The organism is Enterobacter sp. MGH 4 (assembly GCF_000534735.1).
Lineage (GTDB): Bacteria > Pseudomonadota > Gammaproteobacteria > Enterobacterales > Enterobacteriaceae > Enterobacter > Enterobacter intestinihominis.
Map to the genome: position 1 here is coordinate 1,148,249 of NZ_KI973289.1, position 14,928 is coordinate 1,163,176.

The following is a 14,928-nucleotide window of genomic DNA, read 5'->3' on the forward strand; positions in this document are numbered from 1 at the left end:
CAGCGCTGCACTGTAATAATGCAGCGCTGTAAACGGCGTTACCAGACGTCGCTGGCGATTTGCGTCACCAGGCGAACTTTATCCCACTGCTGGGCTTCGCTCAGGCTGTTACCCTCTTCCGTAGAAGCAAATCCGCACTGCGGGCTGAGGCAAATCTGCTCTTTCGCCACGTAGCGCGCAGCCTCTTCCAGACGCGCTTTCACCCCTTCCGGGTTCTCCAGTTCACCGTGTTTGGTGGTGATCAGCCCCAGAACCACCTGCTGTTTACCCGGGCGCACAAAACGCAGTGGCGCGAAGTCCCCGCTACGGTCGTTGTCGTACTCCAGGAAGAACGCGTCGACGTTCACCGTGCCGAACAGCACCTCCGCCACCGGCTCATAGCCGCCCTCGGAAATCCAGGTTGAGCGGAAGTTGCCGCGGCAGACGTGCAGCCCGACGGTCAGATCGTCCGGTTTGCCCTCCAGCGCCTTATTCAGCACCCGGGCATAGGTCCGGGCAAGTTCGTCTGCATCGTCACCGCGCTCGCGGATCTGGCGGCGCTGGTCCTCCGAACAAAGATAGGCCCAGACGGTGTCATCCAGCTGCAGATAGCGGCAGCCTGCATCGTAAAAGGCCCGAATGGCATCGCGCCAGGTGGTCGCCAGATCGTCAAAGTAATCCTTCAGATCCGGGTAGACCGTAGCATCAATATCCTTGCGGCCACCGCGGAAGTGCAACACGCTCGGGCTCGGAATGGTCATCTTCGGCTGTGCATTACCGCTAATGCTTTTGAGGTAGCGGAAATCATCCAGCATAGGATGATCGCCGAAGCCCAGTTTGCCCGTTACGCGCACGCCATGGGCTTTAGTCTGCACCCCGTTGAACTGAATGCCCTGCTGGGAATCATAACGCTCCACGCCCTGTAGCCCGTTAAAGAAGTCAAAGTGCCACCAGGCGCGGCGGAATTCACCGTCCGTTACCACATGCAGACCGCAGGCGCACTGCTGCTCGACAACATGACGAATGGCCTCGTCCTCAACCGCGCGAAGCTGCCCGGCATCGATTTCACCGCTGGCAAATTGCAGACGGGCCTGTTTAATGGCATCCGGGCGTAAAAAACTGCCGACTACATCGGCGCGGTACGGGGCATGGTGTCGCTGCATGGAAATCTCCTCTGTCTGTCGGCGTTAATTGCCCACAGTGATAATTCATCTCTTGAATCTTTAGACTTCTGGATGTCTAAACGTCCTGAAAAGATGTCATACCGGCTCGCCGCCGACAAACGAGAAAATTTCATCTGTGTTGAAATAAATTCATGTTCACAGAGCGGGTGATGAAGATCCTGCAAACGCGAACCGCTCATCTTCCCAGCCGGTCATGCCCCCGAGCATAATCTTAACCGGCAGACCCAGACGCGCCAGCTTCAGCGCCGCCCTGTCCGCCCCGTTGCAGTGCGGGCCTGCACAATAGACGACAAACAGCGTGCCCTCCGGCCACGCTTTCATCCGCTCTGCGGTGATCTGGCTCCAGGGTAAATGCAGCGCGCCGGGCAGATGCCGCCGGGCAAAATGTTCAGGCTTTCCGACAACGTGCAGCAGAACAAAGTCCTGCTCACCGCCGGATACCGCGTGATGGACATCGGCGCAGTCCGTCTCGACACTCAGACGACGCAGAAAATGTCCCACAGCTTCCTGCGGCTCAGCAGCCGGAAATTCAGTAACATAGCTCATGAATCTTCCTCATTTGTGGTGTTTGTGTTAACACTACTCTATCCCTTAACTCAGCCCATGAATGCGTCCACCTATGCCAGAAAACAGCAAAAAGATGACAAACTTAAGACATCCCTCGCCGCGCGCGGTCGTGCTGGCATATGACGGTTTATGTACCTTTGAGTTTGGCGTGGCGGTAGAAATCTTTGGCTTGCCGCGCCCGGAGATGGGCGATGACTGGTATCAGTTTGCCGTGGCGAGCGTGGATGATGGCGAACTCCGGGCAACGGGCGGGATCCGTATTCTGGCCGATGGCGATCTGGGTCTGCTGGAGACGGCGGATCTGGTTGTCGTTCCCGGCTGGCGAGGGCTGGACGAACCCGTACCGGAAGCGCTCTGCCAGGCGCTCCGCGCGGCGCATGCCCGCGGCTGCCAGCTACTCTCGATCTGTTCTGGCGTTTTCGTTCTGGCAGCCTCAGGCCTGCTTGACGGGCGGAAGGCAACCACCCACTGGCGCTACACGCAAGCGCTGAAAACACGCTATCCCGCCATTACCGTGGTCGAAGATGTGCTCTACCAGGACGAAGGCGACATTCTCACTTCCGCCGGAAGCGCCGCGGGGATTGATCTGTGCCTGCACGTGGTGCGCCGGAATTATGGTATGGAAGTGGCAAACCGCGTGGCGCGTCGGCTGGTGATCCCGCCCCATCGGGACGGCTCGCAAACCCAGCAGCTTAGCCGACCGGTGGCTCAGTTGCGGGAGAGCCAGCGCCTCGGCCAGTTGTTTGATTATCTTCACCAGCATCTGGCTGTTTCCCATACCGTCGAATCGCTGGCCCTGCGGGTGGGTATGAGTCAGCGCACCTTTCTGCGCCGTTTCCAGGACGCGACCGGAACAACGCCCGCGCGCTGGTTATTGACTGCGCGATTGCAGCGGGCAAAAGATTATCTCGAAAACAGTCGGCTCAGCATCGACAATATTGCGGAACAAACCGGATTTGGACAAAGCGCCACGCTGCGCCACCATTTCCGGCAGCAATTTGCGCTTTCACCCGCGCAATATCGCAAACAATTTTTACAGCCGGTACGATAAACGGGCAAAAAAAAACCGCCATAATCTGGCGGTAAATGCTTGCATGGATAGATTTGTATTTTGGTATCTACGCTCCGGTATTCCATACCGGGATGTGGATCACCTGCAATCTACCACTGTGAGCCTCAACGAAGCATAAACGAATCGATTAACCCGCTTTGGTATTAATTTGCAGATAACGCATCAGCCCCTGCTCTGCACTCTGGCGGGCATCATCATTAATCGCTTCGAGATAAAACGCACGAGAGACCCCATACGGCGCCTGCTCGGACGGGTAAACAGCGAACTGGAAGGTTTTGCCCCTCGCCTTATTGGTACAGCCCAGCTCCCAGCGATCTTCACTTACCTGGGTGCTATTACATTCGACACGTCCGTAATCGCTGGTTAAATACGATCCGACACGGCTTTTTGCTGACTGAATATATTCTGGTTCTTCATTTGAATAGATGCTGGTCGCAGCACCCACCGCAACCACTACGCCCAGAAGTGATAGCACGATTATTTTTTTCATTTATTCGATCCAATCCTTAGCCAGAAAAATCTTATTGTAAATGATTTCCCAATAAATCTAGCTTCTCTTTGCATACCAGAAATGGGAGTTTACAACGGCGATATTGCTTTTAAGAATAGTCTTAAGTGAGTTTTATGGCGACCACAATTTTTGACAGTCTATTTTCTCAAATTTTAAGAGTCGAATAATTACTCTATGAAATTATCCCTACGATGACCGTAGCGTATTTTCGGGGGTAAAAGATGTTCAGAAAAGGCTTTTCGCTACTGCTGGTGATTAGCGCCCTGTTCTCGGGGCAGATTATGGCGGAGCACAAAGGGCATGAATTTGTGTATGTGAAAAACGCCGACCATCAGCTTCGTCATGAAGCTGACAGCGACGAGTTACGCAGCGCAGCAGAGGAGTCTGCGGAGGGGTTGCGCGAACACCATGCCTGGCAGAAATCGCGCAAACCGGATACCCACTCTGGGGGTTAGCTGCCTTTACGCTTCGGCAGGGTCTTCATCAAATCGTCAGGGCTGACGGAGGCCACAATGCTGCCCGGAGACGGCATTTTGAAGATGTGATTCTTCATCTTACCGATAACGTGCATTTCACACGGACGGCAGTCAAACTTCAGCGTCAGTACTTCATCGCCATTCACCAGCTGCATCGGCGTCGCTTTCCAGCTTTTAATATTGCCTTTCGCCTGTTTCGGACAAAGGTTAAAGGCAAACCGCAGGCAGTGTTTGGTGATCATCACCGGCACATCGCCCTTCTCTTCATGCGCTTCATACGCGGCGTCAATCAGCTGCACGCCGTGACGATGGTAAAACGCACGCGCTTTGTGGTTGTAAACGTTCGCAAGGAAAGAGAGATGCGTGTCCGGGTAGACCGGCGCAGGCACCGCTTCGGCCTTACGACTGCCGCGCGGATAGTTTGCCAGTCGTGCTTCATCCAGCATCTCAGCCGTTTCACGGCGGAACTGATTCAGCAGGCTGTTCGGCACGAACAGCGCATCCGGCAGATTCACCTCAATATTGCGCGCATAATAAATGGTCTGCCCGAGCTTCGCTACGCCATCCTTGAGGTTGCTAAGCGCTTTCTCCGTATTGTTCGCCACCTCGAACAGGCCGTCGAGCGTATGCGTCACGCTGATGCCGTCTTCGCAGGTCATGGTCAGGACCAGCTGCTCTTCCCAGCCACCCAGCGCGATATCCACTGCAATGCGACGCTCGCTGGAGGTCTTGAGCAAGGCCTGCTGCCAGTTGTGATCTAGGTTACGGTTCAGCGCCGCATTCGGGCGAGCTTTGTAAAGGTCGGCAGGCATTTCGTTCGGCCAGACGCGATAACGATTTTCGCCGGTTTTCTCCACCGAATTGGCGCGAAAACCAACCACTTCACGTTTGATCATCACGTTGAGACCATCGCCGTTCGCCAGCGGCTCTGTAACCTGAACGTCAAGATGATCCTTCGCCACTTTCAGCACTTCACCCACCGGCAGACCGATAAACTTCGGTGAATCGAACGCGCCAATATCCCCTTTGCGCGCATTAACGAAATAATCCGTACTGCCGCGGTGGAACGTTTTGTCCGTCGATGGAATAAAGAAATGCTCTGTACGACCGGCGGACGCGCGCGCCATGTCACCGCGATCCTCGATGATGGCATCCAGCATCTGACGATAATGGGCGGTGATATTTTTCACGTAGCTCATGTCCTTGTAGCGGCCTTCAATTTTGAAGGAGCGTACGCCGGCATCGATCAGCGCGCCGAGGTTTGCCGTCTGATCGTTATCTTTCATCGACAGCAGGTGTTTCTCGAATGCCACCACGCGGCCCTGATCGTCTTTCAGGGTATACGGCAAACGGCAGGCCTGAGAGCAGTCGCCGCGGTTAGCGCTGCGCCCCGTCTGGGCGTGAGAGATATTACACTGGCCGGAATAGGCCACGCAAAGCGCACCGTGGATAAAGAATTCAATGGTCGCGTCGGTGGCCTGGTGGATATCGCGGATCTGGTTCAAGTTCAGCTCGCGCGCCAGAACAATCTGCGTAAACCCGACGTCTGAAAGAAACTTCGCCTTCTCAACGGTGCGGATATCGCACTGGGTGCTGGCGTGCAGCTCAATTGGCGGGATATCCAGTTCCAGAACACCCATATCCTGAACGATCAGAGCGTCAACGCCGGTCTGGTAGAGATCGGTAATAAGACGCTGCGCGGGCTCCAGCTCATCATCATGAAGAATGGTGTTCAGGGTCACGAACACCTTCGCCCCGAAACGGTGGGCGAACGGTACCAGTTCGGCAATGTCGCGCAGGCTATTGCTGGCGTTATGACGGGCACCGAAGCCTGGGCCGCCAATGTAGACGGCATCCGCACCGTGAAGAATGGCTTCACGGGCAATGGCGGCGTCGCGGGCCGGGCTTAGCAGTTCAAGATGATGGGGGTGCAGGCGCATACTTCGTCGTTATCCGTTATGGTCAAAATGGCGGCTATTGTAGTCAGAAGTCTGTGCCAGTGAAACCGTTTTGCAACGCTTTAGCGGGGATAATGGATCAGAGAGTGAAAATGCACCGTCCGGGTGCTGCTGTTGCGGTACGCGTGCGGTTTATCGCCGGCAAAACGCACGCCTGAATCAGCGTATAGAGTGCGCCAGACACCGTCGATATGCATATCCAGCTCACCGCTTATCACCACCACGTGTTCAATCACCCCGGCTTCGTGCGGCGTGGACTCACTCAGCGCGCCGGGCGACAGGGTGATGGAGAAATGGTCGAACTTAAGCTGTTCATCCCAGGGGAAAAGCGGTTTCACCACCATCGCCTGCTGCTGCGGATCGAACACCGCCTGCGGTTCGCTCTCTGGAGTGATAAACGCCGAAAAAGGTACGTTCAGCCCGGTGGCAATTTTCCACAAGGTTGAGACCGTCGGGCTGGACTCATTGCGTTCGATTTGCCCAAGCATCGCTTTCGACACGCCCGTCTCTTCCGCCAGTTTCGACAGGCTCCAGCCCCGCGCCTGACGCAGCGCTTTCAGTGTGGTTGCCAGATGTTGAGTGATGTCCATGGTTCCTCCCGTTGCAGCAAAGCATACCACTTGTACGCTATAGCGCACAGTGATACCTTACCCCGGACGTTATAACGCACAACGGAGTTCACATGCGATCGATTACCTCACTCTTTCCTGCCGTGCTGGCCGGTTTTGTTGCCGTTCTGGTGGGCTACGCCAGCTCTGCCGCCATTATCTGGCAGGCGGCTGCGGCGGCCGGCGCCAGTACACAGCAAATCGCCGGATGGATGACCGCGCTGGGGCTCGGGATGGGGATCAGCACGCTTGCATTGTCGTGGTGGTATAAAGCCCCGGTGCTGACCGCCTGGTCGACTCCTGGCGCGGCGCTGCTCGCCACCAGCCTGCAAGGCGTGACGCTGGCGGAAACCATAGGGGTATTTATATTTGCGAATGCGCTGATTCTGCTGTGCGGCGTCACTGGCCTGTTTGCCCGGTTGATGAAACTGATCCCGCACTCGCTTGCCGCCGCTATGCTGGCAGGTGTGCTGTTACAGTTTGGCCTGAAGTCATTCAGCAATCTTGAGGGACACGTGCTTCTTTGCGGCAGTATGCTGGTCGCCTGGCTGGTGGCTAAAGCCGTAGCGCCCCGGTACGCCATTGTCGCCACGCTGCTGGTGGGGGTGTTCGTGGCCTGGGCTGGAGGTGACGTTGTCACGAATAAAATGACGTTATCGGTGATCATGCCGGAATTCATTGCCCCTGCGTTCACCTTCACCAGCCTGATCAGCGTCGGCTTACCCTTCTTCCTGGTGACCATGGCGTCGCAGAATGCGCCCGGCTTCGCCACCATACAGGCATCGGGCTATCCGCTGGCGGTCTCACCGCTGATCGTTGCCACCGGCGGGCTGGCGCTGCTGTTGTCCCCCTTCGGCGTCTATTCCATCTGTATCGCCGCCATCACCGCCGCCATCTGCCAGAGCCCGGACGCCCACCCGGATGCCAGTAAACGCTGGCTGGCAGCGGCGGCCGCAGGTGGGTTTTATCTGCTGGCGGGGGTGTTCGGCGGGTCGATTTCGGGGCTGATGGCCGCCCTGCCGCTGAGCGGCATCCAGACGCTGGCCGGGCTGGCCCTGCTCGGCACTATCAGCGGGAGTTTGTATCAGGCACTGAATCATGAAGCAGAGCGCGACGCGGCGATCGTCACCTTCCTGATGACCGCCAGCGGCGTCACGCTCCTGGGAATTGGCTCCGCTTTCTGGGGGCTGGTGCTGGGTGGGATCTGTTACGCTGTCTTCTCACGCCTTCGCCGCGCGTAGCTGTGACGGCGTGATGCCGGTCATGCTGCGAAAACGGTTACTGAAATGGCTGGCGGAGTTAAATCCGCAGGCCAGCGCGATGTCGGTGAGCGGCGTGGTCGTGTGCTGAATCAGCGCTTTGGCCTTCTCCATTCGGCGCTGCATGACGTACTGATGCGGCGCCAGCCCCATCGACTGGCGGAACATCCGCGCAAAGTGATACTCACTGAGTGCGGCCTGGCCCGCCAGTTCCGCCAGCGTTAAGGGTTGCGCCAGATTTTCCTCGATAAAAGCCAGCACGTTGCGCAGCACAAACGGCGATAGCCCGCCGGTGACCACCGGTAACTTCCACTGGACGCTGGAATAGTGCTGGACCAAATGCGTCAGTAATAAGGTCGACGCAGTGCTCAGGGTGAGCTGATTGGCGTTTTGCTGCCAGTCGCAGCCGAGCAAAAACTGGCGATAAAGGGCGGTGATTTTCGGATCGCTGCCGAAGATTTTTTCCTCCAGCGTCAGCGATAGCGGTCGTTTATCCCAGATTTTCTCCCCCACGTCCCGCAGGTGTTCATCGGTGCAGTAGAGGTGCACGAACGACAGGTCATCACGAATATCCCATGTGGATTCGCTCTCTTCCGGCATTAGACAAAAACGGTCCGGCCCGCCGCCATTTTTCCAGCCACCCGGCGTTTTTTGATAGCTTTCATAGCCATCCGCCACGTACAGGCTAAGGGTGTGATGGTTGCTTTTCACGGTGATCGTGTCGTGCTTGTTGTACCACGCCGCCAGTTGAATGCCAGTATTGAGCGCGACGGTTTCCCGCAGCACTGCATTTTTTTGGCGTAACGTTTCAAAGGTGTCGTAAACGAGAGACATGGCCGTAAACAGGTGATTAATCAGACTGTCAGTCTAAGAAGTGTTGCAGCCTGTTACCAGCCATTGTGCGAGAAAAAAGCGCAAGAATTTGCAAGTCCGGCGCAAGGCGATGAAAGCCGGGGCCCCCTTCTTTCGCCACACTGTTGTTTTCCGCGGTATGAGAAGAGAGACACCATGAACGCATTACTCTATGGGCTGGTTGTTGTTATCTGGGGCACGACCTGGATCGCCATTTTTTTGCAACAGGGGCCGGTTGCAGCGCCGGTCTCCATTTTCTGGCGCTTCGCCGTGGCCAGCGCCATGATGATGATCGTCCTGGTCGCCCTTCGTCGCCTGCGCAGGCTGGCGCTGCGGGATCATCTCTATTGCATGCTTCAGGGTTGCTGCGTTTTCTGTTTCAACTTCTGGTGCTTTTATACCGCCGCCGCCCATATCAATACCGGCCTTGAGTCGGTGATTTTCTCGATGGCCGTACTGTATAACGCCATCAACAGCTTTATCTTCTTCGGCCAGCGTCCACCCGCGCGCTTCTGGACGGCGGCAGCGCTGGGGCTTATCGGGATCATTACCCTGTTCTGGAACGATCTGCTCGCCAGCGGCTGGAGCGCGTCATTGCTGACGGGCATCGGGCTTTCCGCCCTCGGCACCTACGGCTTCTCGCTGGGGAATATGATCAGCATGCGTCATCAGCGAAACGGGCTGGAAACCATGACCACCAACGCCTGGGCGATGCTGTATGGCACCGTCGTGATGGGCCTTATCGCTCTCTTCAGGGGCGATAGCTTTATGCCGGAATGGACGGTGAGCTATATGGGGGCGCTGCTCTATCTTGCGCTGTTTGGCTCGGTGATTGCCTTCGGCGCCTACTTTACGCTGGTAGGCCGCATTGGTCCCGGTAAGGCCGCGTACAGCACCCTGCTGTTCCCGCTGGTGGCGCTGTCGATTTCAACGGTGTACGAGGGTTACGTGTGGCATATCAACGGGATCGTCGGCCTGCTGTTGATTTTGGGGGGAAATATGGTGATGTTTACGAAACCGGAAACCTGGTTCCGCCGCCTGCTGACGGCATAAAATAACGGCCTGCGTAGATGCAGGCCGTTTTTATTATTTTGCTGTCTGATGGACATCAAACATGGTGGCATCGGTCGCCATATCATCCACAACCTGTTTCAGTGTGGCGAATCCCAACGGCGTGTTCTCGTTGGCAAGCTCTTTACCTTCACCTTTACGAACAACTTTAACTACCGGTTTGTTCGTGGCCGCATCAATCAGCTCACCTTCAAAGAAAAGATGCGTATCCATGGTGCGATGGCCAGTTGCCATCTGCGTACCCGCAACCAGCAGCGCGACGGGCACCACTTCATAGAACTGCAAACCTTCTTTCTCTGAGCTCACACCCGTGATGGCGCCGCGGAAGATCAGGCTATGTTTGCCCGGCGTCGTCACAATTGGCTTACGCTGGCCAATCGCGTTTTTTAATGTGTTATTGGTGTAACTCAACAATTCATCAAGCGTTTTTTGCCCAAGCTGTGTGGTTGGCTTTGGTGTCGGATAATAGGTTATCGGGGTCCAGATAATACTGTCGTAGTTCGCCGGATCATAGGAAGGATCGACCCAACGCAAGGTTGGTTTCCCGGTTGCTGATGTCATCTCCTGCAAGTCAGAGTAATTTTTTAAAAAGCCTGAATATTGATCGGGGGCTGCGACTTTTGACGCACAGCCAGAAAGGGCCAACAGGCCAGAAAGCACTGCAACTTTAAAAAAAGTGGAAGTACGCATGATGGAGTTCCGAGTTATCTGCAAGTATGCACTTGAAGTTATAACAAAAAACAGAGGGAAATGTTGTGGCAAAAAATGACGGGGAAGGCACAAATTGTAAAAATAGTGCCCGGACGGGATCCGGGCAGAAAAATATTACTGTTTTATATCTACCTGCCAGAACAGATGTTTGCCGAAGGGATCGATTTCATAGCCCGTGACCTCTTTTCTGACTGGCTCAAAAATGGTCGAGTGGGCAATCATAACCGCCGGCATTTGATCGTGCATCATCTGCTGCGCCTGCTTGTACAGCGCCACGCGTTTTTCGCGATCGGTTATCGATTTTGCTTCGGCAATCAGGTTATCAAACGGCTTATAGCACCATTTGGCCGAGTTCGACCCGCCGTTGGCGGACGTACAGGTAAACAGTGGTCCGAAGAAGTTATCCGGATCGCCCGTCGCCGTTGTCCAGCCCATCAGCGCAGCCTGATGCTCCCCGCCCTTCACGCGCTTCAGGTATTCGCCCCATTCGTAGGTCACGATTTTGGTCTGCACGCCTACTTTCGCCCAGTCCGCCTGGATCATTTCAGCCATACGCTTCGCGTTCGGGTTATACGGCCGCTGCACGGGCATAGCCCACAGATCGATGCTTACGCCGTTGGCAAATCCCGCCTCCTTTAACAGCGTTTTCGCTTTTTCTGGATCGTAATCGTAGTCTTTCAGCTCGCTGTCGGCACTCCAGACGCCAGGCGGCAGCAGGTTTTTCGCCGCCGTGCCGGTGCCGTGGAAGACCGCCTCAATGATGGCCGGTTTGTTAATCGCCATCGCCAGCGCCTGGCGCACTTTTACGTTATCCAGCGGCGGCTTTTGCGTGTTAAATGCCAGGAAACCGGTATTCAGACCGGCCTTGCTCATCAGGTTGATGTCTTTGTTAGCCTTCATACGCGGCAGGTCCGCCGGATTCGGGAACGGCATCACCTGGCACTCATTCTTCTCGACTTTGGCAAAACGCACCGAGGCGTCCGGCGTGATGGTGAACACCAGACGATCCAGATTCGATTTTCCCTGCCAGTAGTCAGGGAAAGCGGTAAAGAGGATGCGGGAATCCTTCTGATATTGCGACAGCTTAAACGGCCCGGTGCCAATCGGCTGCATATCGACCTTTTCTGGCGTGCCCGCTTTCAGCATGGCATCGGCGTACTCTGCCGACAGAATGGAGGCAAAGTACCACGCCAGGTCAGCGACAAACGGCGCTTCCGGATGCGCCAGGGTGAAGCGCACGGTGCGATCGTCAACTTTATCAATGGCGGTAATCAGGCTGCCGAACTCCAGACTTTCGAAGTTGGAATAGCTACCGTTCGAGACGTTATGGTAAGGATGATTCACATCCTTCTGGCGCATAAACGAGAAAATCACGTCGTCCGCGTTGAAGTCGCGCGTCGGCGTGAACAGTTTATTACTGTGGAATTTCACCCCTTTGCGCAGGTGGAAGGTGTAGACCTTGCCATCCTCGCTTACCTCCCAGCTTTCCGCCAGGCTCGGCACCAGTTCGGTAGTGCCCGGTTTGAAATCGACCAGACGGTTATAAACCGGTACGGCGCTGGCGTCCACGCTGGTCCCCGACGTATAGAGCTGAGGATTGAAATTTTCCGGCGATCCTTCGGAGCAATACACCAGCGTTTTTGCCGCGACGGTGGAACTGACCGTCAGTGCAGCAAGCGCCAGCGTTATCATTGTGAATGTGCTTTTCATCATTTATTCCTGTCTTTTTAATTCGACGGCTAATTACTTCTTTTGCCATTTCATAAATAACATTAAAGTGATGGCGCAAACACATGAAAAATAAATACAGAAGGAAACACTATGGGCTCGGAACTCTCCAGACAATTAACCCAACGCTTTTTCCGCTATCTCGCCATCACCAGCCAGAGCGACCCGAAAGTCAAAACCCTGCCCTCCACCCCGGGCCAGCACGACATGGCGCGGGAGCTGGCGAAGGAGCTGGAAACGCTGGGGTTAGACGATATTGTGATTGATGAGTTCGCCACCGTTACCGCCGTGAAAAAAGGCAATGTTCCCGGCGCGCCGCGGATTGGTTTTATTACCCATATCGACACCGTCGACGTCGGTTTATCCCCGGATATTCATCCACAAATATTAACGTTTACGGGGGATGATCTCTGTCTGAATAAAGAGAAAGATATTTGGCTGCGCGTAAAAGAGCACCCGGAAATTCTGGCTTATCCTGATGAGGAGATTATTTTCAGCGACGGAACCAGCGTATTAGGCGCAGATAATAAAGCGGCTGTCACCGTGGTCATGACGGTGCTGGAAAACCTCACCGCTGAACATAAGCATGGCGATATTGTGGTGGCGTTTGTGCCCGATGAAGAGATTGGCCTGTGCGGGGCGAAAGCGCTGGATTTGAAGCGCTTCGACGTCGATTTTGCCTGGACCATCGACTGCTGCGAGCTGGGGGAGATTGTTTACGAGAACTTTAACGCGGCGGCGGCTGAAATTCGCTTTACCGGCGTCACGGCTCACCCGATGTCCGCCAAAGGGGTGCTGGTCAATCCGCTGCTGATGGCAACGGATTTCATCAGCCATTTCGATCGCCAGCAAACCCCGGAATGCACCGAGGGGCGCGAAGGTTATATCTGGTTTAACGGCATCCAGGCCGGGCAAAACGAAGCGGTGCTGAAAGCCAACATTCGTGATTTTGACAAAGAGGGTTTTGCCGCCCGCAAGCAGCAAATTGCCGATGTGGCAGCGCGGATTGCTGCGCAGCATCCCACGGCAAACGTGGAGTATCGCATTGAAGATACCTACAGCAATATCAGCAATGCGATTGGCGAAGACCGCCGCGCGATCGACCTGATGTTCGAGGCGATGGAATCGCTCGGTATCACCCCAAAACCGATCCCCATGCGCGGTGGCACGGACGGGGCGGCCCTGTCAGCCAAAGGCTTGCTCACCCCGAACTTCTTCACCGGCGCCCATAACTTCCACTCGAAGTTTGAGTTTTTACCGCTGTCGTCGTTCGAGGCCTCCTGTCGCACGGCCCTGCAACTCTGTCTGCTGGCCGCGCGTTAAGCGGGCTTGCGTGCGAGCATGGTGGCGAAGCGCAGCTTGATTCGGTTGCCGTTGGCATCGGTACGGTGGAGTTCCCCCACCTCTTCGTTATACTTGATCAGCTCCCAGCCTTCGTAGTAGTTGCTCAGTTCACCGGTTTTGAAGGCAAACGGGAAGCCGACGGTGCACGGATAATCCTCCGTATCCATGGCGGCAACGATAAGGTTATAGCCGCCTGGTTTAGTGCAACGCTGCATATTGGCGATAAGACCAGGGATGGTTTTCGCTTCGAGGAACATCAACACGACGGTGGAAAGAATAAAGTCGTATTCGCCGTCAAAGGTCAGGTTGTTCAGATCCTTAATCGCCGTTTGCAGATTCGCGATCCCTTCCGCCGCCTTAATGCGCTCGATGTTATCGATGCTCATCGGGTTTTTATCCCACGCCGTCACGTCATAGCCGTTGGCAGCGAGGTAGAGGCTGTTGCGGCCATTCCCGCAACCGAGATCGAGCGTTTCACCCGGCTTAACAATGTCCGCGCTGAGCAGCACCTCTGAGTGCGTGCGGGTCAGCCCATATTTCTCAGTAAAGTAGTTTTCATCGACAGTCATTATTTTTCCTCAGATTGCATAAGCAGTGCCTTATCAGCGCGCACCAGAAGTTTGCCCTGCATCAGCAAGATAAAAGTACGGACCAGCAGCATCGCGATGATGACGTTGGTGAAAATAAACAGGGGAACAGCAAGGGCGTGAAAGAACCCTGACGGGCTACTTTGCCCAAGATGCAAACCGGTGGTCGCCAGCGCCGCCCCCCCGAACGAGAAGCTCCAGAACGACGCGTTGAACGGCTGTGACAGATACCACGGCATCAGACGCAGCATAAACAGGAGTTGCAACAGACCATAGCCGAAAAGCATTTTGGCGAAGGTGTCCGCTTCGCCGCCGTTGACGCTAAACCAGGCGCTACAGGCTACCAGGGCAGGCGCAAGCTGGATCCCAAGCGAGGTACGAAGCGCCGCGGGCAGTTCGCCCGCGCTGCGCAGGCGTTGCAAAATGACCGGCTCCAGGCTCAGCCAGGAAAAGACCCCGGCGCCAAGGAACACCAGCCCCGCATCGTGGAAACCCAGCGCACCGCAGGCCATCGCGCTGATAAAATTGTTCGCTACCGTCGGCAGATAGAGTCCCGGCGTCGTGGTCTCTTCCGGATGCTTGCCGCGCCACAGCCCGGCGCTTTGCCAGGCGGCATACACAAGCTGGATCACCACGCCCACGCTAAACAACCCCAGCGCCACCGGGCGATACCACGGCACAAAGCCGATGGCCACCAGCAGCGTGGTGGCAGGAAACAGGCTGACAAAACTGCTCATTACCGGATGCCGCATCTCGGCCAGCACGCTATGTGGAAACCGTACCGCACGGGTAAGAAACGCCACGCTCAGAAGGAACCAGATCGCCACCGCCAGCGCCACCAGGATCTCGCCCGGCCAGCGCGTCACCGACCAGGTGGTGCTGGCATAACGCCAGGCGAACCCCATACCTATGGTCCCGAGGACCATACCGAAATACCCGGCGGGCAAGTTAAGAACGCGTTGGTTTTGGTTATGCATTTTTTTTAAACTTTAAAATGTATTTTAAATGCCATTTTAAGGGG

General features: G+C 55.7%; 15 protein-coding genes. 5 read left to right on the plus strand and 10 right to left on the minus strand.

Annotation, left to right across the window (positions count from 1 at the left end; genetic code table 11):
- Positions 1-38 precede the first annotated feature (38 nt).
- A complete protein-coding gene (locus L350_RS16955; RefSeq protein WP_032624270.1) occupies positions 39-1,142 on the minus strand; it encodes a cobalamin-independent methionine synthase II family protein in 1,104 nt (367 codons plus the stop codon).
- A 156-nt stretch (positions 1,143-1,298) separates the two neighbouring features.
- Entirely contained in the window at positions 1,299-1,709 is a 411-nt protein-coding gene (locus L350_RS16950; protein ID WP_023306182.1) for a rhodanese-like domain-containing protein, read from the minus strand.
- 73 nt (positions 1,710-1,782) lie between these two features.
- Between L350_RS16950 and ftrA the strand changes: the two genes are divergently transcribed.
- A complete protein-coding gene (gene ftrA, locus L350_RS16945) occupies positions 1,783-2,781 on the plus strand; it encodes a transcriptional regulator FtrA (RefSeq protein ID WP_032624271.1) in 999 nt (332 codons plus the stop codon).
- Positions 2,782-2,929: 148 nt separating this feature from the next.
- Here ftrA and L350_RS16940 read toward each other — a convergent pair whose 3' ends face one another.
- Positions 2,930-3,292 carry a hypothetical protein gene (locus tag L350_RS16940; protein WP_032624272.1) on the minus strand — a complete coding sequence of 121 codons (363 nt, stop codon included), beginning with the start codon at positions 3,290-3,292 and terminating at the stop codon, positions 2,930-2,932.
- Positions 3,293-3,534: 242 nt separating this feature from the next.
- Between L350_RS16940 and L350_RS16935 the strand changes: the two genes are divergently transcribed.
- Positions 3,535-3,768 (plus strand): DUF2554 family protein, encoded by a 234-nt coding sequence (locus L350_RS16935; protein ID WP_032624273.1) that lies wholly within the window; start codon positions 3,535-3,537, stop codon positions 3,766-3,768.
- On the opposite strand, the gene L350_RS16930 is transcribed toward L350_RS16935, so the two are convergent.
- Both L350_RS16930 and L350_RS16925 read right to left on the minus strand, forming a co-directional pair.
- Positions 3,765-5,729 (minus strand): peptidase U32 family protein, encoded by a 1,965-nt coding sequence (locus L350_RS16930; protein ID WP_032624274.1) that lies wholly within the window; start codon positions 5,727-5,729, stop codon positions 3,765-3,767. The two genes, L350_RS16935 and L350_RS16930, sit on opposite strands and share 4 nt — an antisense overlap.
- Before the next feature lie 80 nt (positions 5,730-5,809).
- Positions 5,810-6,337, minus strand: coding sequence for a helix-turn-helix domain-containing protein (locus L350_RS16925; protein ID WP_032624275.1), 528 nt, complete (start codon positions 6,335-6,337; stop codon positions 5,810-5,812).
- Positions 6,338-6,429: 92 nt separating this feature from the next.
- Here L350_RS16925 and L350_RS16920 point away from each other — a divergent pair, with 92 nt between their 5' ends.
- Positions 6,430-7,596 carry a benzoate/H(+) symporter BenE family transporter gene (locus L350_RS16920; protein ID WP_032624276.1) on the plus strand — a complete coding sequence of 389 codons (1,167 nt, stop codon included), beginning with the start codon at positions 6,430-6,432 and terminating at the stop codon, positions 7,594-7,596.
- Here the strand turns inward: L350_RS16920 and L350_RS16915 are convergent.
- Positions 7,576-8,448 (minus strand): helix-turn-helix domain-containing protein, encoded by an 873-nt coding sequence (locus tag L350_RS16915; protein WP_022648088.1) that lies wholly within the window; start codon positions 8,446-8,448, stop codon positions 7,576-7,578. The genes L350_RS16920 and L350_RS16915 overlap by 21 nt on opposite strands.
- Positions 8,449-8,622: 174 nt before the next feature.
- On the opposite strand from L350_RS16915, the gene L350_RS16910 reads away from it, so the two are divergent.
- Complete coding sequence (locus L350_RS16910) at positions 8,623-9,519, plus strand: DMT family transporter (RefSeq protein WP_032624277.1); 897 nt, start codon at positions 8,623-8,625, stop codon at positions 9,517-9,519.
- Positions 9,520-9,552: 33 nt separating this feature from the next.
- Here the strand turns inward: L350_RS16910 and L350_RS16905 are convergent, their stop codons facing one another.
- Both L350_RS16905 and L350_RS16900 read right to left on the minus strand, forming a co-directional pair.
- Complete coding sequence (locus L350_RS16905) at positions 9,553-10,227, minus strand: DUF3313 domain-containing protein (protein ID WP_032624278.1); 675 nt, start codon at positions 10,225-10,227, stop codon at positions 9,553-9,555.
- Positions 10,228-10,362: 135 nt separating this feature from the next.
- Positions 10,363-11,958 (minus strand): ABC transporter substrate-binding protein, encoded by a 1,596-nt coding sequence (locus tag L350_RS16900; protein ID WP_032624279.1) that lies wholly within the window; start codon positions 11,956-11,958, stop codon positions 10,363-10,365.
- Positions 11,959-12,069: 111 nt separating this feature from the next.
- Here L350_RS16900 and pepT point away from each other — a divergent pair, with 111 nt between their 5' ends.
- Positions 12,070-13,299, plus strand: a complete 1,230-nt coding sequence (gene pepT, locus L350_RS16895; protein WP_032624280.1) for a peptidase T — start codon at positions 12,070-12,072, stop codon at positions 13,297-13,299.
- On the opposite strand, the gene tehB is transcribed toward pepT, so the two are convergent.
- Both tehB and tehA read right to left on the minus strand, forming a co-directional pair.
- Positions 13,296-13,889, minus strand: coding sequence for a tellurite resistance methyltransferase TehB (gene tehB / locus L350_RS16890; protein WP_032624281.1), 594 nt, complete (start codon positions 13,887-13,889; stop codon positions 13,296-13,298). The genes pepT and tehB overlap by 4 nt on opposite strands.
- Positions 13,889-14,884 (minus strand): dicarboxylate transporter/tellurite-resistance protein TehA, encoded by a 996-nt coding sequence (gene tehA / locus L350_RS16885; RefSeq protein WP_032624282.1) that lies wholly within the window; start codon positions 14,882-14,884, stop codon positions 13,889-13,891. The genes tehB and tehA overlap by 1 nt, the downstream gene beginning before the upstream one ends.
- Positions 14,885-14,928: the final 44 nt, after the last annotated feature.